Annotated in this window: 20 protein-coding genes; 3 read left to right on the forward strand and 17 right to left on the reverse strand. The window is 30.5% G+C overall.

Annotation, left to right across the window (positions count from 1 at the left end; translation table 11 throughout):
* Positions 1-2 precede the first annotated feature (2 nt).
* The 11 genes from rpsP to AJ887_RS06515 form a co-directional block, all read right to left on the reverse strand.
* Positions 3-230 carry a 30S ribosomal protein S16 gene (gene rpsP / locus AJ887_RS06465; RefSeq protein ID WP_070240516.1) on the reverse strand — a complete coding sequence of 76 codons (228 nt, stop codon included), beginning with the start codon at positions 228-230 and terminating at the stop codon, positions 3-5.
* Positions 231-294: 64 nt separating this feature from the next.
* A complete protein-coding gene (gene ffh / locus AJ887_RS06470; protein WP_044778940.1) occupies positions 295-1,632 on the reverse strand; it encodes a signal recognition particle protein in 1,338 nt (445 codons plus the stop codon).
* A 67-nt stretch (positions 1,633-1,699) separates the two neighbouring features.
* Positions 1,700-2,452 carry an RluA family pseudouridine synthase gene (locus AJ887_RS06475; protein ID WP_070240517.1) on the reverse strand — a complete coding sequence of 251 codons (753 nt, stop codon included), beginning with the start codon at positions 2,450-2,452 and terminating at the stop codon, positions 1,700-1,702.
* Complete coding sequence (gene waaA, locus AJ887_RS06480; RefSeq protein WP_070240518.1) at positions 2,433-3,590, reverse strand: lipid IV(A) 3-deoxy-D-manno-octulosonic acid transferase; 1,158 nt, start codon at positions 3,588-3,590, stop codon at positions 2,433-2,435. The genes AJ887_RS06475 and waaA overlap by 20 nt, the downstream gene beginning before the upstream one ends.
* Positions 3,587-4,303, reverse strand: a complete 717-nt coding sequence (locus AJ887_RS06485; protein WP_044778942.1) for a zinc ribbon domain-containing protein — start codon at positions 4,301-4,303, stop codon at positions 3,587-3,589. The genes waaA and AJ887_RS06485 overlap by 4 nt, the downstream gene beginning before the upstream one ends.
* Positions 4,304-4,312: 9 nt before the next feature.
* Positions 4,313-5,038 carry a Nif3-like dinuclear metal center hexameric protein gene (locus tag AJ887_RS06490; protein ID WP_070240519.1) on the reverse strand — a complete coding sequence of 242 codons (726 nt, stop codon included), beginning with the start codon at positions 5,036-5,038 and terminating at the stop codon, positions 4,313-4,315.
* Positions 5,025-5,888: a glycine--tRNA ligase subunit alpha gene (glyQ, locus tag AJ887_RS06495; protein ID WP_070240520.1), complete on the reverse strand. Its 864-nt coding sequence runs from the start codon at positions 5,886-5,888 to the stop codon at positions 5,025-5,027. Before glyQ ends, AJ887_RS06490 begins: the two co-directional genes overlap by 14 nt.
* 11 nt (positions 5,889-5,899) lie before the next feature.
* On the reverse strand, positions 5,900-6,436 hold the full coding sequence (locus AJ887_RS06500) for a DUF3972 domain-containing protein (protein WP_002852251.1): 537 nt from the start codon (positions 6,434-6,436) through the stop codon (positions 5,900-5,902).
* A gap of 9 nt (positions 6,437-6,445) precedes the next feature.
* Complete coding sequence (gene purE / locus AJ887_RS06505) at positions 6,446-6,940, reverse strand: 5-(carboxyamino)imidazole ribonucleotide mutase (RefSeq protein ID WP_070240521.1); 495 nt, start codon at positions 6,938-6,940, stop codon at positions 6,446-6,448.
* Entirely contained in the window at positions 6,941-8,194 is a 1,254-nt protein-coding gene (locus tag AJ887_RS06510; RefSeq protein ID WP_002855167.1) for a peptidase U32 family protein, read from the reverse strand. It lies immediately after the preceding gene.
* Positions 8,191-8,886 (reverse strand): chemotaxis protein, encoded by a 696-nt coding sequence (locus tag AJ887_RS06515; RefSeq protein ID WP_044794184.1) that lies wholly within the window; start codon positions 8,884-8,886, stop codon positions 8,191-8,193. The genes AJ887_RS06510 and AJ887_RS06515 overlap by 4 nt, the downstream gene beginning before the upstream one ends.
* A 202-nt stretch (positions 8,887-9,088) precedes the next feature.
* Here AJ887_RS06515 and glnA point away from each other — a divergent pair, with 202 nt between their 5' ends.
* Complete coding sequence (gene glnA / locus AJ887_RS06520) at positions 9,089-10,519, forward strand: type I glutamate--ammonia ligase (protein WP_002854995.1); 1,431 nt, start codon at positions 9,089-9,091, stop codon at positions 10,517-10,519.
* A 65-nt stretch (positions 10,520-10,584) separates the two neighbouring features.
* Here glnA and flgG read toward each other — a convergent pair whose 3' ends face one another.
* The 5 genes from flgG to AJ887_RS06545 all read right to left on the reverse strand — a co-directional run bounded on the left by flgG (position 10,585) and on the right by AJ887_RS06545 (position 16,377).
* A complete protein-coding gene (flgG, locus tag AJ887_RS06525; protein ID WP_002852142.1) occupies positions 10,585-11,376 on the reverse strand; it encodes a flagellar basal-body rod protein FlgG in 792 nt (263 codons plus the stop codon).
* Between the two features lie 29 nt (positions 11,377-11,405).
* Positions 11,406-12,218 (reverse strand): flagellar hook-basal body protein, encoded by an 813-nt coding sequence (locus AJ887_RS06530; RefSeq protein WP_070240522.1) that lies wholly within the window; start codon positions 12,216-12,218, stop codon positions 11,406-11,408.
* 155 nt (positions 12,219-12,373) lie between these two features.
* Positions 12,374-13,486 (reverse strand): cell division protein FtsZ, encoded by a 1,113-nt coding sequence (gene ftsZ / locus AJ887_RS06535; protein ID WP_002921956.1) that lies wholly within the window; start codon positions 13,484-13,486, stop codon positions 12,374-12,376.
* A gap of 15 nt (positions 13,487-13,501) precedes the next feature.
* A complete protein-coding gene (ftsA, locus tag AJ887_RS06540) occupies positions 13,502-14,890 on the reverse strand; it encodes a cell division protein FtsA (RefSeq protein WP_079860894.1) in 1,389 nt (462 codons plus the stop codon).
* Positions 14,887-16,377 (reverse strand): peptidylprolyl isomerase, encoded by a 1,491-nt coding sequence (locus AJ887_RS06545; protein ID WP_070240524.1) that lies wholly within the window; start codon positions 16,375-16,377, stop codon positions 14,887-14,889. Before AJ887_RS06545 ends, ftsA begins: the two co-directional genes overlap by 4 nt.
* Before the next feature lie 164 nt (positions 16,378-16,541).
* Between AJ887_RS06545 and rsmH the strand changes: the two genes are divergently transcribed.
* Both rsmH and AJ887_RS06555 read left to right on the forward strand, forming a co-directional pair.
* Positions 16,542-17,474 (forward strand): 16S rRNA (cytosine(1402)-N(4))-methyltransferase RsmH, encoded by a 933-nt coding sequence (rsmH, locus tag AJ887_RS06550; RefSeq protein ID WP_044780523.1) that lies wholly within the window; start codon positions 16,542-16,544, stop codon positions 17,472-17,474.
* Positions 17,474-18,394, forward strand: coding sequence for a hypothetical protein (locus AJ887_RS06555; protein WP_052949662.1), 921 nt, complete (start codon positions 17,474-17,476; stop codon positions 18,392-18,394). Before rsmH ends, AJ887_RS06555 begins: the two co-directional genes overlap by 1 nt.
* Here AJ887_RS06555 and AJ887_RS06560 read toward each other — a convergent pair.
* On the reverse strand, positions 18,382-18,873 hold the full coding sequence (locus tag AJ887_RS06560; RefSeq protein ID WP_070240525.1) for a hypothetical protein: 492 nt from the start codon (positions 18,871-18,873) through the stop codon (positions 18,382-18,384). The genes AJ887_RS06555 and AJ887_RS06560 overlap by 13 nt on opposite strands.
* Positions 18,874-18,936: the final 63 nt, after the last annotated feature.

The raw sequence follows: 18,936 nt of genomic DNA on the forward strand, positions 1-18,936 counted from the left end.
GATTATTTGCTAGTGATAGAAGCAACTTTATCGCTAAGTTTTGCACCAACACTTTTCCAATAAGCTAAACGCTCTGCATCAACTTTAATTACCTCAGGTTCTACCATAGGATTATAATATCCAATACATTCTATCCAACCACCATCGCGACGTTTTCTACTGTCTGTAACCACAATACGATAAAATGGTCTTTTAGTTCTACCCATTCTTGTAAGTCTAATAACTGTCATTTATACTCCTTAAAAATTAAAAATTTTATTTATAGATACTATAAAAAGTATTTATAAATAAAATTTAAAATTGTCTTCTAGCTTGGCTCATCATTTGTGTCAAATTCTCCATTCCTTTTTTGCCTGAAAATCTTTTTGCAAGTTTTGCTGCATTACTAAATTGTTTTAAAAAACGATTGACTTCTACCTGAGAAAGACCTGCTCCCTCTGCTATACGACGTTTTCTAGCATTATTTAACAAATCAGGATTTTCTCTTTCTTTTGGAGTCATTGAAGAAATCATTGCCTTAATATGTATAATCTCTTTAGAATTATCCAAATCTATATCTTTTACCGCATTTGCCATTCCGCCAAGCCCTGGTATCATACCGATTAAAGACTTCATACTTCCTAATTTTTTAATACTTTCCATTTGGTTAAGAAAATCATTAAAATTAAATTCACCTTTTTTGATTTTTTGATTGAGTTTTTTAGCTTCTTTTTCATCAATCACTGCAGCAGTTTTTTCAGCTAAAGTAGCCAAATCACCCTCGCCCATGATACGACTTACTATGCGATCTGGTATAAAAACTTCTAAATCTGCTACTTTTTCACCTACACCAATAAATCTTAAAGGAATACCGATTTGTTTTGCTATACCTAAGGCTACTCCACCTTTAGTATCTGCATCAAATTTTGATAAAATTACCCCGCTGATACCTAAAACTTCATTAAAACTAGCCGCAGTCTTAACCCCATCTTGACCACTCATTGCATCAGCAACATAGAAAATCTCATCAGGATTTAAAACATCCTTAACTGCTTTTAATTCATTCATCAAAGTCTCATCTATAGCCAAACGCCCAGCAGTATCCACAAGCAAAACATCCACCATAGAACTTTCAGCCTTTTTTAAAGCCTCTTTAGCAACCCTAATAGGATCTTTTTCATTTTCTATGAAGAAAAGTTCAATTTCATTAGCTTCACAAAGTTGTCTTAGCTGCTCCACTGCCGCTAAACGCTGTAAATCACAAGCTGCAACTAAAACTTTTTTATTGCGTAATTTTAAATAATTTGCAAGTTTGATAGTGCTTGTAGTCTTACCGCCCCCTTGCAAACCTGCCATTAGAACTACTGTTGGGGGTTTAGAAGCAAAAACAAAACCTTGATTTTTGCCATTGACACTTAAAATATTTTCTAAATTTACTTTAATGGCATTTAAAAATTGTTTTTGACCTATTCCGTTTTGCTTTACATCTTCTTCTATTAAAGTCAAAAGCTCTTTAGTTACCTTATGGTGAACATCCGCTTTTAAAAGAGCTTTTTTTAAGGTTTCTAAAGCGTTCTTAAGTGCTTTTTCATCATCAACAAAACGTAATTTATTGATCGCCGATTTAAAAGATTCGCTAACTAACTCAAACACTTTATCACCTTTCTATAAAATTTTTAAATTAAATCTTGCATTATACAAAATTTTTTCTTAAATGGCTTTAAAAATCTAAATTTTTTATCTCAAAGCCAAATTTTGTAAAACCACTATCTAAATTAGCCTTAAAATGATAATTAAAAATTTTAATTTCATAGCTGTGTAAATACATTCTATCGCTTGAAATTTTAGCATATTTTTCATCGCCTATAACACCATGTTTTATAAATTTAGCATGTACTCTGATTTGATGAGTTCTACCTGTTTGAATGACTATTTTTGCTAAGGTTTTTTTTGACTGCAACATAATAGGAGTAATGATACTTAAAGCACTTAAACCATCTTTTGAAACTTTACTTAATGCTCCATATTTTGCTTTTATGGTAAAAATAGGCTCATTCACTTCAACCTCTTCAGCCAAAACCCCATCTAAAACCGCAATATAACTTTTATAAACTCTGTGTTTTTTAAATTCTTCTATACAAAGCTTTCTAAAATCTTCATCTTTGCAAAGCAAAATCACACCGCTTGTTTCTTTGTCTAAACGATTTAAAAGCTTGGCATTAAATTTTTTCTCCAAGTCTTCACTCACATAAGCATAAGGTTTATTAATAGCAATAATCTTATCATCTTCAAAAATAATTTGAGGATTTTTAGCTTTTATCACATTAAATCTTGCCTTATCGCTCATCAAAGCTCTAGCAACCACAACTTTTTTTCCATGTGAAAAAACACAACCCTTATCAATCAAATCTTTAGCTTCACGATTTGAAATTTTTTCTTGCAAAGCTAAGAGTTTATAAGCTTTTTCTTGCATCAATTCCCTTTTGTATAGCTTGTATGATAAGATCTAAATTTTCTTTTTTGGAAATTTTAGCTTTTAAATTTAAATAATGGATTTTATCATTTAAATCTTTTAAATTTTCACAAAAATATACATTTTCCACTTCTTCAAACAAAGCCTTTTGATTGTGAATAAATTTCCCGCTGATTAATACATTGTCAAAATATGCCACTTCTATAGGATTGTGTCCTCCTATGCCTTCTATGAAAGAACCTCCAAGTACAACAACATCAGAAATTGCATAAAAATTTACAAGCTCCCCTAAAGTATCTAAAAGTAAAATTTTTTTAGAAAATTTCTTATTTTCATCTTTTAAAGAGCTAAATTTTTCAAATTCTAAACCTTTGTTTAAAAGCAAATTTTCAACTTCTTTAAAACGCTCAGGGTGTCGTGGGGCGATAATGAGTTTTTCATTTTCTTCTAGTTTAAAATGATCAAGCAAAAGCTCTTCTTCGTCCTTATGCGTACTGGCAAAAATGATAAGTTTTTCCTTAGGTTTGATATAAAATTTATTATTTTTAATCTCTAAATTTGCCTTAATATTTTTAAAAATTTTAACATTTTTAGCTCCCAAACTTTCAAGTCTTACTTTATCTAATTCACTTTGAGCAAAAACTTCATCAATATAAGAAAAAATTTTTTTATAAAAAAAAGAAAATTTTTGATAAGAATGATGAGATTTATCAGATATTCTCGCATTAAGCAAAATAATCTTAGCCTTATAAATACGTGCCATAAAAACAAGCATAAGCCAATATTCTGCTTCAAAAATTACCAAAACCTTACAAGGATTAAACCAAAAAGGCAAAAAATTTTCAAAAGCAAGATAATTTACCTTTTTACAAAATTCTTTTGCACACTCAAAACCTGTTTGAGTAATAGTAGTTATTCTTGAATCAAATTTCAAAACCAAAGCTTTAATACTTCTTACCTCCCCGTAAGAACAAGCATGAAAATGTACATCAGCTTTTTCTTGATGTAAATTTTTATAAAGAAAAAATCGAGATTTTAAACTAATTTTGTATTTGGATTTTAAAAAAGAAAGCAAAAGAATAAAGACGGCACAAAATAAAAATGCCGTCCAAGTTAAAAAATAATAAAAAAAGATCAATTTTGTTCTTCTTGCTCTTTATAAAGAATTCTTCCGCAATGAGGACAAGTTACAATCTCTTCACCTTTTACAACGGACAGATAAGTCTTATCGTAAATTTTCATAAAACATCCATAGCATGCTTGTTTTTTAACAGGAACTACAGCAGTATTCTTCGCCCATTTGCGAATTTTCTCATAAAAACTTAAAACTTTTTGATTCATCTCACTCACAAGTTTAGTTTTTTTATCATAAACACTCATTCTATCTTTTTCAAGAACTTCCATTTCAGATTTAATGCTTACTCTAATCTCGTTAATATTTTGCTCTTGTTTGATTTTTTCTTCTTCAAGTTCTTTTTTATAAGTTTCTTTATTCTCTAAAATTTTATCTAGTCTTACAATCTCATCATTTGCAGCGTCTAATTGTTCTTTTGCAATATCTTCTTCAATTTTTAAAGCATTAGCTTCTTTTTCTGTTTTTACCGCACCGCTTTTTTTGGAAAGCTCTTTAATTTTTGCTGAAAACTCGGAAATATGAGCATTATTTTGTATTTTTTGATTTTCTATATCTTTGATTTCTTCATCGATTTTTTCTAAATCTGCGTTGATTTTTCCTATTTTTAACTCAGCATCTTTTAAAGTCTTATTAATACTGTCTATTTTTGGTTCATAACTATCAATTTCTTGATCTATTTTTGATAAAAGCACTAATTGTTCGAGATATTTATTCATTTATTTTCCTTAAAAATATTGAAATGGATTTTTTGAAACTGTTATTATAACTTGTAGCGGCAAATTTTTCAAGTCTTTTGCTAAACATTGAGAAAAATATCTCTCACTTTCAAAATGACCCAAATCAATAAGACTGATTTGATTACTAAGCGCCTCTAAAGCTTGATGATATTTAAAATCTCCACTTAAAAAACAATCCGCATCTACTTTAGAAATTAAATCCCCGCCACTTCCAGTACATATAGCAATGCGCTTAATATCTTTTTTGCCACAATCACTTGCACGTAAAATTTGCAAATTTAACTTTTTTTTCACCCAGTCACACAAAGCTTCAAAAGACATAGAATTTTCCACATAAATTAAAAATTCATCTTTAAAAGAAATTTTAAAACCTAAAATTTCTTCCGTAAAATAAGTATTTAAATGACTCAAATCGTAATTTGTATGCATACTGATCAAAGAAATATTTTTACAAATCATTTCTTTGATAAAAGCCCTAGGATAAGTCTTGTCATATAAATCTTTTAGACCTTTAAATATCAAAGGATGGTGTGTGATAATTAAAGAATTTTCACTCGCTTCTTTAATGATATTTTCATCAATATCTAAGCTTAAATAAACAGTTGAAATTTCACTATCCTTATCTCCAAGCAAAATTCCACTATTATCCCATGACTCTTGGATATTAAAGGGACTTAATTGATCTAAAAAATTATAAATTTCACTCAGCTTCATTTAAATTTTTCTTATAAATTTCAGCACAATTTTTTGAAAGCTCACGAATTTTTAACATATAATCTTGTCTTTGTGCTACAGAAATTGCTCCTCTTGCATCTAAAAGATTAAAAGTATGTGCAGCAAGCATACAATAATCATAAGCAGGTAAAGCTAGTCCTTGTTCTAAAATATTTTTACATTCCTTATAAGAATTTTCAAACTGCTCATTCAAGATTTTAACATCACTTACTTCAAAATTGTATTTACTAAATTCATATTCACTTTGCTTATGCACATCTGCGTATTTAATTTTTTCTCCATTAAATTCACTCCAAACTATATCATAAACATTATCAACATTTTGAAGATACATGGCTATTCTTTCAAGACCATAGGTAATTTCAGCACTTACTAAATCTACTGCTATACCTCCAACTTGCTGAAAATAAGTAAATTGAGTAACTTCCATACCATCAAGCCATACTTCCCAGCCTAAACCCCAAGCACCTAAACTTGGACTCTCCCAATTATCTTCAACAAAACGAATATCATGACTTTTTAAATCAAAACCCAAATTTTCAAGACTTTTAAGATATAATTCTTGGATATTATCAGGACTAGGTTTAATCAAAACTTGAAATTGATAATAAGCACCTAAGCGATTAGGATTTTCACCATAACGTCCATCAGTAGGCCTTCTACTTGGAGCCACATAAGCAGCTGCCCAAGGTTTTTTTCCTAAACTTCTTAAAAAAGTTGCTGGATGAAAGGTTCCTGCACCTGCTGGCATATCATAAGGTTGCATAACCGCACAACCTTGCTCTTGCCAATAATTTTGTAAATTAAGTATCATTTGTGAAAAAGTCATTGTATCTCTCTTTATTGTTCCATATTTTCAATAGGTTTTTCTAAATTTTTATTCATTTCCAAATCAGGCTCTGTCTTAGCTCCAAAAATTTCTGCAGTTTTACTCCACATTAATTTATATTTACGCTTGAGAAATTCTATCTCTTCACGCGCATGTTTTAACTCATTGTTTAAGGTTTCTATAGTTTTTCTATCTTCATCATAAAGCTCTTGCATAGAATAAAGGGCATCTTTTAAAAATTTATTTTCATTTTTTAATGCTTCAAGTGTTTCATCTTTAGCATCTAAAACTTTTTCATGTAAATTTAAAATAGTTCCTATTGTTTTTTCAACAAAACTTTCTCCTGCTAAAGTCATTGAATTTACCATTGCAGTTTGAGATTTTGCAGAACTAGGTACTACACTAAAAGTACCTTGATGAGCTTCGATGTAAATTTTACCCTCTTCTTCTTTAAAATTTAAAGCCCCATTGGCCATCATACCCTTAACCACATCTTCATTTAAATGCACAAGTTTACAAAATTCTTCAAGTTCAAGATAGGTTTGCATTTTTATCCCTTATAATAAAACTTCTACTTCTTTTGAATCAGATACAAGTTTTTTTTCTTTTTCAAGACGATCTTCTTTAAGCTTTTGTGCTAAATCAACATCATAAATAGCTAAAATTTGCATAGCCAAATAAGCAGCATTGATTGCTCCAGCCTTGCCAATAGCTAAAGTTCCTACAGGAATTCCACTAGGCATTTGCACCGTAGAAAACAAAGAATCCATACTTGCAAGATTGCTTCCTGGCATAGGCACCCCCAAAACAGGTTTTGTGGTATAAGCTGCAACAGCTCCAGCCAAATGCGCCGCCATTCCAGCTGCTGCTATAAAAACCTTCGCACCCTTTTCTTCAGCATTTGCAATATACTCTTTTGTTCTTTTTGGACTACGATGAGCTGATGAGATAATAAGTTCATACTTTATCCCAAAACTTTCTAAAGTTTTAGCAGCCTCTTTCATAGTCTCATAATCACTCTTGCTTCCCATTAAAATAGAAACAAAATTCATCTATATTTCCTTTCTTAAAAAACTTAATGCACTGATTTTATTTGGTAATTGGATTTCATGTTCATTGCCACTATGAATTTCGCTAAATTCTTTATTGTTTTTAGCAATGAGTTTTTTAAACTCTATAAAATATTTATCCTCTTTTTGATAAATTTTACCTAGTTCATTATCGCAAGTTTGAATCACATCGCCTAAAGGAGCTAAAATTTCATAAGGCGTGTTTAAAACGATTTTCCCTTTACATTTAAAAAAGCTTCCATCTTCGCTTATAGCATGCACTTGATGAGAACCTTCTTCTATGCTTGTATTATGATTTTGCGTGTCGGTTTTTTCCAAAGGACGCGAAACAAGATAGCCATCTGTAAAACCACGATTTTTAAGTGTAGCAATCTCTTTTTCATACTTACTTGACTCAAATTTACCCTCTAAAGCATCTTGTATGGCCATTTTATAAGTCCTTGTTGTAAGTGCAACATAATATTCACTTTTAGTACGCCCTTCTATTTTAAAAGCACTGATACAATTTTCTTGCATGATTTTTTCTATATAAGAACAAAGATTTAAATCCTTAGAATTAAACACATGAGTACCATTTTCATCTTCTTCTAAACGAAATAAAGTACCATTTTCTGGATTTTTAGCATAAAGCTCATAATTAAATCTGCAATCATTTGCACAAGATCCACGATTGCTCATTCTTCCACTTTGCACAGAGCTTATTAAACAACGCCCTGAATAAGCAAAACACATAGAACCATGCACAAAGGCTTCGAGTTCAATATCACAATTTTCCTTTAAAGCTTTAGCGTCTTTAAGCCCTAATTCTCTGGCAATTACAACCCTTTTAGCACCCATATCCTTATAAACTTGAGCATCTAAATAATTTAAAATATTTGCCTGAGTAGAAACATGTAAAGAAATTTCAGGTGCAAGTTCTTTAACAAGACGCATAGCTCCAACAGAAGCTACAATAAATGCATCGGGTTTCATCTCACGTAATTTTAATATATGTCTTTTTAAGCCTTCAATTTGAGAGCTTAAATGAAAACCATTTAAAGTAACATAAATTTTTTTACCACGCTCATGGGTATATTTGATAGCTTCTTCAAAACTTTCATAATTAAATTCTCTTGCAGTGCGTGATCTTAAAGAAAAATTATTCACACCCGCATAAACCGCATCTGCGCCATAAGCTAAAGCAATTTTTAATTTTGTGAAATTTCCTGCAGGAGCTACTATTTCAGGAATGATCATTTTTGCCCTAAACTTGCAATTAAAGCTTCTATATCATCATTACTTACAACATCAGTAGTGCTATCACCTTCAATATGCACTGCAGAACTTACACGTTTTTTATCATCAATTTTACCTTCAAATAAAGAACTCATATAACGACTTAAAGCACGCATTACATTAATAACACGTTCGATTTTTTGACGATGTATATCTTGATATTGCATTGCATCCATTGCCATCATCACTTCATCTTGTCCGCTTTGAAGATTTCCGACAATCTCCCTAGAACTTTTTTTAGCTTGATTGTTTAATTCTAAAGCTTCACTGAAACTTTCTACATTAGGAAATTTTTCATTAAGTTTGGAAAAAATATCAATATTTTTTTCTATTGCTTTATTTATTTCTTTGAGTAAACTTTCAGAATCCGCAAAAAAATTATTAATACTTTCAAGCTTATCCATCATTTCCGTTGCTTTAAGCTCGCTATCTTTTGTAACATCATCTAACTGATGCACAACTTTATGCTCCTGATTTGGTGGGGGTGGTGGCCATACTACACTAGGATTAGGTTTGTAATCAGCTATTTTGACATCTTCTAACATCAAAGCATCTTCTTCGGTATTCGATTCTTCGGTTTTTACCTCTGCTTCTGTCTCTGAATCAAGATCAACATCACCGTTCATCAAAGCATCAAGCTCTTCTTGAGTCATTTTTTTCCTTTTTTTAAATCTAGATTTTCAATAATTTCTCAAAATTATAATCAATTTTATCTAAAACAAAAATATAAATTTTTATTTTTTAATCTTTTTAAATTAAATTTTTAAATTTATTAAAAAAAATATATTAATTAAATCTTAATTAAAAATTTTATGATATAATTTTATGAATTTAATTACATAAAGGAGTAAAAATATGGGAAAATTTGTTAATAATATAGATGATTTTTTCAAATTTTGCAAACAAAATGAAGTGCTTTTTGTTGATTTTCGTTTTACAGATATGATAGGAACTTGGCATCATATTACCTATAATCTTCATGCAATCAATGAAGAAACATTTCAAACTGGCATTCCATTTGATGGAAGCTCAATCCATGGATGGCAACCTATAGAAAAATCAGATATGATTTTAAAACCTGATGCTCAAAGTGCTTTTTTAGATCCTTTTACAGCTGATCCTACTATCATAGTATTTTGTGATGTGTATGATATTTACAAAGGACAAATGTATGAAAAATGTCCAAGAAGCATAGCAAAAAAAGCAATGGAACACCTTAAAAATAGTGGCATAGCTGATACTGCTTACTTTGGACCAGAAAATGAATTCTTTGTTTTTGATAGTGTAAAAATAGTTGATACTACTCATTGTTCTAAGTATGAAGTTGATACCGAAGAAGGAGAGTGGAATGATGATAGAGAATTTACCGATAGCTACAATACTGGACACAGGCCAAGAAACAAAGGTGGATATTTTCCAGTTCAGCCAATTGATTCTTTAGTAGATATTCGTTCTGAAATGGTTCAAACCCTTGAAAAAGTAGGTCTTAAAACTTTTGTTCATCATCATGAAGTTGCACAAGGACAAGCTGAAATAGGAGTAAATTTTGGCACGCTTGTAGAAGCAGCTGACAATGTTCAAATTTATAAATATGTTGTAAAAATGGTAGCTCATTTAAATGGCAAAACTGCCACTTTTATGCCAAAACCTTTATACGGAGATAATGGCAATGGTATGCATGTTCATATGAGCTTATGGAAAGATGGAGTAAATTTATTTTACGATAAAGATGGATACAGTGGACTTAGTCAAACTGCTATAAATTATATAGGTGGAATTTTAAAAAATGCTAGAAGTGTTGCAGCTTTTACAAATCCAAGTTCCAACTCTTACAAAAGAATAGTTCCTGGCTTTGAAGCTCCTTGTATTTTAACTTATTCTTGTCAAAACAGATCAGCAAGTTGTCGCGTTCCTTATGGCATAGGTAAAAATTCAGCTCGTATAGAAATTCGCTTCCCTGATAGCACTGCTAATCCTTATTTAGCTTTTGTTAGTCTTTTAATGGCAGGTCTTGATGGAATCAAAAATAAAACCATTCCTGTGGGTCCTATGGATGAAAATTTATTTGATCTTACTTTGGATGAAATACGTGAAAAAGGGATAGAGCAATTACCACATACTCTAAGAGGAAGTTTAGAAGCTTTAATCCGACATAATTCTTATTTAAAACCTGTAATGAGCGATATTTTTATCGATGACTATCAGCATTTAAAATTTGAAACACAAGTTTGGCCAGTAGAAGCTCGTCCAACTGCTTATGAATTTAAAACTTGCTACTCTTGCTAAAAATTTAATGGCGTTTAACACGCCATTAAACAAAAAAGAATTAAAAATTATTTATTTTATATCAACTATCGCTTAAGCTGATTTACAATTCCTAGCATATCATCACTTGTTGTAATTGCCTTAGAACCCGCTTCATAAGCTCTTTGTCCTGTGATAAGATCTGTCATTTCTTCAACAAGCTGAACATTACTAAGTTCTATAAATCCATGTCTTATTGTTCCAAGCCCATCTTGTCCTGCTATACCCGCAACAGGTGCACCACTTGCTCCTGTTTCAAGATAAAGATTATCACCCATAGAATGAAGACCCGCTGGATTTATAAACTGAACTAGCTCCACTTGGCCAATTTGAGTTTCTTGTTGCTCCCCTGGTAGCATTACAGAAACGGTTCCATCTGTAGCAACATTAATTGCTGTTGCGCCTTCAGGTATTGTCATTTCAGGTAAAAGTCTATAACCATCTGAATTTACAATATTGCCTTCATTATCTTTTGTAAATTGCCCATTTCTAGTATATCCTATAGTGCCATCAGGAAGTTGTATTTGAAAAAAACCATTACCTGCAATAGCCATATCAAGACCATCGGTACTTGTTGATTTTAAATTTCCTTCAGTAAAAACTTTAGTTACCGCTGTTGGACGCACACCCACACCCACTTCTATACCCGAAGGAGAAAGAGTAGTAGCTGAAGTTGAAGTTCCTGCATACTTCATAACTTGATACATAAGATCAGCAAATTCTGCGCGACTTTTCTTAAAACCTGCTGTATTAACATTGGCGATGTTATTTGAAGTAACATCAATTTGTGTTTGCTGCGCTACCATTCCCGTAGCAGCAGTATGAAGTGATCTCATCATTTTTAATCCTTTTTTTATTTTATTTTAAATTATTTAACAGCTGCAAGCTTATTGATAGCTTCTTGATTTAAGTCATCCATATGAGCTGTCATAACTTTTTGATACATTTCTACCATTCTGTTTGCTTCAATCAGTCCTACCATTTCAGTAACTGGATTAACATTTGATCCCTGAGAAAAACCTTGGCGAATAGCATTGGAGTTTTCCAAATCTCTAATGCGGGTTAGATCATCTATTTTATAGACATTATCCCCATCTTTTTGCAAAGCTCTTATATCATCTACTTGTGCTACAAATAATCTTGCATTTTGAGCTCCATCAACCTCAATGCTTCCGTTTTTATCAACGCTAATTTGAACAGTACCATTAGGAATGCGTATGCCAGCATTCTGAGGATTATTAAAATAATCACTACTTAATACCTTGTATCCTTGCTTATTTACCAAATAACCCTCATCATCAAGTTGAAAATTTCCATCTTTAGTTAATCTTACTTCTCCATCTTTGGTTTGAACCAAATAAAAAGCATCTTCTCTAGTCATTGCCAAATCCAAAGGATTGTTTGTGGCCTTTAAAGAACCTAGGCTAAAATCCGTATATTCTTGAGAAACTTGTGGGATTCCATCTATTGTAGTATTTACAAAACGAGATGCATCTCTTGTGTGATTTTCTATAGGCAACTCATCCTGAGTTTCTTTAAAAATCCTTTTAAAATCTGCAATAACCACATCATCTCTTTTATATCCGCTTGTATTAATATTGGCAAGATTATTAGTAATCACATCAAGTTTATTAAACTGAGTTACCATTCCGCCAGTTGCTTGATAATATCCATTTTGCATATTTTCACCTATAAAATTAAGATTTTATAGCTATAAAAGCAAAGAGTGTTCCAACTTTTAAAAACAAAGAAAAATAAATATTTGAAAGATTATTAGGAGAGAATTTTAAACTATAAAAAGCAAGATTTGACTCAATCTTGCTTTAAAAATCAATTTTAATCCATTTGACGACGCAAGAAAGTTGGTGTTTCAATTTGCGCCATTATCTCTTCATCGTAACCACCGCTTACCTTTTTAAGACTTAAATAAGGATTTTTCCTAGAAGCTTGAGCTTCTTCGGTAGATTTTTTAGCTACTGTATCTTTGTCTTCAAACCCTGTTGCAATAATAGTAACTTCAACTCTATCTTCCATGCTATCATCTGTGGTAGAACCAAAAATAATCTTAGCATTTTCATCAACAATTTCTTGTATACTATTTGCTGCTGCTGAAATTTCAAACAAAGAGCAATTAGAACTTGTTTTAAAATGTAAAATAACTCCCTTGGCACCCTTAATATCCATTCCATCAAGCAAAGGAGATTCTATAGCGTTTGAAAGGGCCTCTTCTATAGCATTTTCACCACTAGCACTACCAACACCCATAAGCGCGAGTCCGCGATGACTCATGATGGTTCTTACATCCGCAAAGTCAACATTAATATCTCCATTATCAAGCAAGATAGACACCATACCTTTTACAGCACGAGCTAAAATATCATCAACCAATCTAAAAGCATCTTTAATGCCTGCTTTTTTATCAATAATGCTCAATAATTTTTCATTTTGAATTACAAGAATAGAATCACTTTCTTTTTTAAGCTCAAGGAGACCGCTTTCAGCAAGTTTTTTTCTTTGTTTTCCTTCGAATGCAAAAGGCATAGTTACAACAGAAACAGTTAAAGCTCCAATCTCTTTAGCTGCTTGTGCAATAACTGGAGTGGCACCCGTTCCAGTACCTCCACCAAAACCTGAAGCAATAAATACAATATCACTTTGACTAAGACTTGCTTTTATTTCCTCAAAACTTTCTCTAGCGCTTTCTGCACCTACTTCAGGAAGCATACCAGCGCCTAAACCTTTAGTTTTTTTCTCGCCAAGTTGAATTTTAGTTTTTGCTAATGAAATTGAAATAGCTTGTGCATCAGTATTCGCTGCAATTAAATCAAGATCGTTTAATCCCATTTTAACCATATGGTTAATCATATTACCGCCACCGCCACCGCAGCCTATAACCTTAATTTTTGCACCTTTATTATGTTGCATTTCTTCTACTAAAAATTCGCTCATAAAAATTTCTCCTTGTTAAAATTGATTCATAATTTTATGCCAGATATTTGAAAAAACGCTAGGTTTTTTTTCTTTTGGCTCTTTAAAATCTAATTGTTCTTGTATTGCAATTGTATCATTTTCTTGCAAATTTTCATCAAAAAAATCAGATTTTATTTCACTTTCTGTATCTTTTTGCAAAACAATATCTTGTTTAATTTGACGATTAAAATTTTCAATTTCCCCTTTATATCTTAATTTCTCATTAGAATCAAGTTCATAAGGCGTAAAATACCCCGCTCCGTATAAACAAAGTCCTATAGCACAAGTATTTTCAGGATCATTAAAAATTTCACTAAAACCAGTAATCAAATCTTTTCTTGCAGTAGCCAGTCTAACTGAGCGATTATCAAATGTTGCAGGAGCTAGCTCATCAATACCTGCTAATTTAGTCATTCCGCCTGTTAAAACAACTCCACCGCCTATAGTATTGGCATGACGATTATCACTTAAGATTTTTGCCAAAATCATCAAAGTTTCTTCCGCTCTTGCATAAATTACGTTTGAAATAATATCCAAAGAAACTTCATTAACCTTTCTTTCATCACCCATTGAAGGAATTTGTATAAGGGTATTAGGCTGTTGTGAAAGAGCTGCATAATTAAGCTTGATTTTTTCTGCTTCTTTTAAAGGTGTATGCAATGCCATTGATAAATCTTGGGTGATATTAATCGAGCCAATTTGCAAACAATCATTGCATCTAATTGAATTTCCAGTATGAACAACCATATCACAAATCGCTCCACCCATATCAATCAAAACAGCACCTAATTCCTTTTCGCTATCATCTAAACAAGCTATAGCTGAAGCATATCCTGAAAGAACTATATTATCCACTCTTAAATCAGCTAATTCAACTGCTTTCTTAAGATTTTTAATATGAGATTCTTGTGAAATCACTATATGGGTTGAAACTTCCAAACGATTGCCACTCATTCCCAAAGGATCATCAACATGTTCAAGATCATTAACCTTAAAATTATAAGGCAAAACATGGATAATTTCATAACCACTTGGTAGATTGGCAGTATGCTTAGCTGTACTTACAGCACGATGAATTTCTTTAATGCCTATTTCATGATTTGGAATATTAACAACACCTATGCTATCAACGCTTTTAGTATAAGCACCTGATATAGACACCACAACCTTATCATAATGAACTCCACTCATCATCTCAGCACTTCTAACAGCCTCTTCAATAGATTTAGAAGCAAGCTCTATATTGGTAATGGCACCTTTTTTAACCCCATTGGTTTTCGACTTGGAAAAACCAATAATTTTTAATCCATCTTCATCTTTTTGAGCAATAATGGCACAAGTCTGGGTTGAGCCTAAGTCAATTCCTAATATATTCAAAATCAATTCCCTTTATAATAAATTTTTATTGGATATATCTTTTTAAGTTCATCAACAAGTTCTTGCTTAAGCTCATTTGCTTTTAAATTTTGCAAATTTTGCTCAAGCATAGTTTTGTATTGTTTAAATTTATCGGAGTTCATATCTAATTTTTGTTTATTTATTTTATATAATATTGCTTTATTTTCGTTAATGACCACATAAGAAGTATTTTGATCAGCATTAAATACATTCATTAAAAAATAAGCAAATTCAGAATCATTTAATATCTTATCACTAAGCTTTACACTCACGCGAGAACTATCTCGACTTACAAAGCCTATATCATCGCCTTTAAAATTTACTAAACTATTTTTAGCTTTTTCTTCTAAATTTTTTCTAGCTTGTTCGCTTAAATATATAGGTAAAACTTCTTCTCTAGCTTCTTCAAAAGTTTTATTTCTTATAGGATCTACTTTATTTAGTTTAACTATGATATATCCGTTATTATAAGGCGCTGGTCGTAAAACATCTCCATTTTTAGCTTTATTCAAAAGATCAATTGGATAATAAACATCAGATTCACTAATATTTTGATCTTTTTGAAAATTATCTTTCCCATTTTTTAAATCTAAAAATTTAGCATTAGCCACATTCTTTAGTTGTGTTAAAGCATAATCTTTAGCAACTTCATTTTTAGCAGACTGAAAATCCATTACTTTACCTGCAAAATCTTTATATTTTAGTTTATTTTCATCTTGATTATAAAATTTTTCTAATTCTTTGTCGTCAATTTTCTCATTGTTAACTGGCAAAAAATAAGTTGAAATTTCATATATTTTTTTAGTTTTATAATCTTCTTTATGTTTATTCCAAAGCTTTTTTAAATCCTCTTCGTTAATCTCAATATTTTTTTTGTCATAATCAATTTTTGCAATACTTAAAGCATCTTGCATGAAATAACTAGAAGCTAACATTTTTAATTCTTCATCTTTGCTAGGAATATTAAAAATTTGATTAAGTTTATCGGTAATTACTTCATTTGCAAGTTGTGTTTCATAATCTTTTGGAGTTAAATTATTGGCATTTAAAAGTTCATAATAAATCGTTTTGTTAAAATCCCCTGTAGGATCTTGAAATTCTCTAGTATTTGCAAGTTTTTGTAAAATTTCATTCTCGTTTACGCCAATACCCAAATCTTTGGCAAAATTTAACAAAAGCTTATCTTCAACAAGAGAGCTTAAAGCTATATTTTTAATGCCTAGTTGCTCAGCATTTTCTGGAGTTAAAGCACCATTGCTAATTTGATTATAATAACTTAAAATTTGTCTATATCTAGTATCAAATTCGCTAAAACCTATCTTTTCATTTCCTACGGTTGCAACACTCGAACTTCTATTGAGATTAAAATCATAAGCACCCCAACCTAAAAAGCCAGCGCCAACAAAAGCTATAGTACTAACCCATATAGTAACAACAAGATATTTTTTGTGATGTTGCATCCAAGTAAGCATATCATTCCTTGATTAAATTTAAACTAGATATTGTATCGTAGAAGTGTTTAAGTGGAGTTTAATTATAAAATTTTTACCAAAAAATATTTGTTCTTTAAATTTTATGATTTTTACAATGAAATTTAGTTATAATTATAGTTTATAAAAATTTATTAGGATTAATTTTGGAAATTCCTCATATCCCAGTTTTGCTTAATGAAGTTCAAGAGATTTTTAAAAATCTTAAAACAGGTTATTTTTTAGACTGCACTTTAGGATTTGGCGGACATAGTGAAGCTTTGCTTAAAAATCATCCTGATCTTAAATTCATTGCTTGTGATCAAGATCAACAAGCTTTAGAATTTTCTAAAAAACGTCTTAAAGATTTTCACAATAGGATAACTTTTATACAAAGTAATTTTAGTGAAGTTTTAGAAAAAATTTCACATAAAGAAGAATTAAGAGGCATTTTAGCAGACATTGGAGTTTCTTCATTTCAACTCGATAATAACGAAAGAGGTTTTAGTGTAAATTCTGACTTTTTGGATATGAGAATGAATCAAAACTCCAAAATATCGGCTTATGAGATTATTAATACTTATACAAAAGAGCAATTAACTTCCATTTTTAAAGATTATGGAGAATTGCACGATGCACATTTTATTGCTGAAAAAATTTGCCTAGAAAGAAGTAAAAATCCAATCAAAAGCGCCAAGGAACTTTATCAAATCATAGGAAAAGGCAAACAAAATCATAGAAAAATTTCCAAAGCCACTTTAGCATTTCAAGCCATTAGAATAGAAGTAAATCAAGAACTTAAAGTGCTTAAAGATTTTCTTGGACATTTAGAAAATTTAAAACCAAAAAATTGCATTTTAGCAATCATTAGTTTTCATTCTTTGGAAGATAGAATAGTAAAAAATTTTTTCAAAAAATGGTCAAAAAACTGCATTTGTGATGAAAAAATAATGCGTTGCGAATGTGGAAATAACCATAGCCTAGGGCAAATAATAACCAAAAAAGCTATAAGTGCAAGCAAGGAAGAACTTTTAAAAAATTCTCGCTCTAGTTGTGCTAAAATGCGGGCTTTTTATTTTAATAATTTGGACAATAAATAATGCTAGAAGATGATTTTATAAAAGAACGCCAAAACATACGCCAAAAAATGCTGAAATTTTCTCGCGCCATAAATCAAGGCAAACCGCTTGATGATGACTTAAGAAATGAAATTTCTAGCGATGATATTTTAAGACGTCGTTTTAAAAAAAAGACTCCTAATAAATTCTTAGAAGAACTCGATGAAGAGTATGAGTCAAAACATACTAAAAAATCAAATATATATTTAAAAGAAGATCTGATCAATGTTAAATTAGAAGAAAAGCAATCTCTTGCTAAAAAAATTTTTTCCAAAATGAAAGAAAGAAAAAAAGAAGAAAATAAAAAAACTAAAAAAATTTTTTCATTTGGAAGAAAAAAAATAAACGAGATAAAAAATATTCAAACTAAACCAAAAATTCAAACAAAAAATGATCAAAATCCTATCCAAGATAAAAAGGAAAAAAAAGAATCTATAAAATCTATAGAAAAAATTCAAAAAACTGAACCTAAAATACAAAATTCCCAAACTATAGAAAAACAACCCGATATTAAACAAAGTTTGGAAAATTTACAAAAAAAGATAACACCACAAGAAAATAAACAAGAACTTCCAAAACCATCTAATCAAGCCCAAGAAAAACAACAAAATGATGAAGATGCTCAAAAGGCAAAAAATGTTTTACTAGAAGGCTTCTCTAATGCCACCAAAGAAGATAGAAACCTAAATTTCAATCATCTTCTTTTTGCGGCTTTACTTGTTAGTTTTGCGTTATTTTTATTTGCTCCACAAATTTATATTAGAAATCAAATTTATTATCTTAGTAGAGAAATTGCTACATTAAGAACAGAAGAAAGCGTTTTAAACGAAGAAAATAAAGATTTAAAAAGAAGACTTGAAAATATGCGATTCCAAAATCAAATTTTAGATTATTTAGAATGAATAATCTTATCTAAAACATACTGCTCTAAATTTGCTTTTGGAATTTCTTCTTTTAAGGCTTCCTTATAAATTTCACCTGCCATTATAGAGTATTTTTCATAAGCAAAATAAGGGAAATGCAAAGCCCAGGCTTTTTGTATTATTTTTTTTGAGATTATTTTGCGAATATAAACTTTAAAAATATCATATCCTATAAATACACAAGCAGTAACCATAACAGCACTCACTATGCTTATATGAAAGTCAAGTTTTGTTAAAAAATAATGAGTAATTAAAAGCAATGGTAACAAAACCACAGCACAAAAAACACCAAAATAAATATAAGAATTTAGAATTTTGAAATTAAAATTTAGCTTAGAAGGATCTACAAGCATACCGTCATTAAAAAGTGCATTTGCCTCTAATAAATCCTTCACTAAAACAGGTTGTTCTGATACTTTAAATAAAAAACGAAGGCTAAATTCTTTAAATTTTTTCATAATCCATGCTTTATTTTTAATTAAAATTTTATCTAAAGAAAATTAATTTTTACTAAATATAAA

The organism is Campylobacter sp. BCW_6466 (genome assembly GCF_001762835.1).
Lineage (GTDB): Bacteria > Campylobacterota > Campylobacteria > Campylobacterales > Campylobacteraceae > Campylobacter_D > Campylobacter_D jejuni.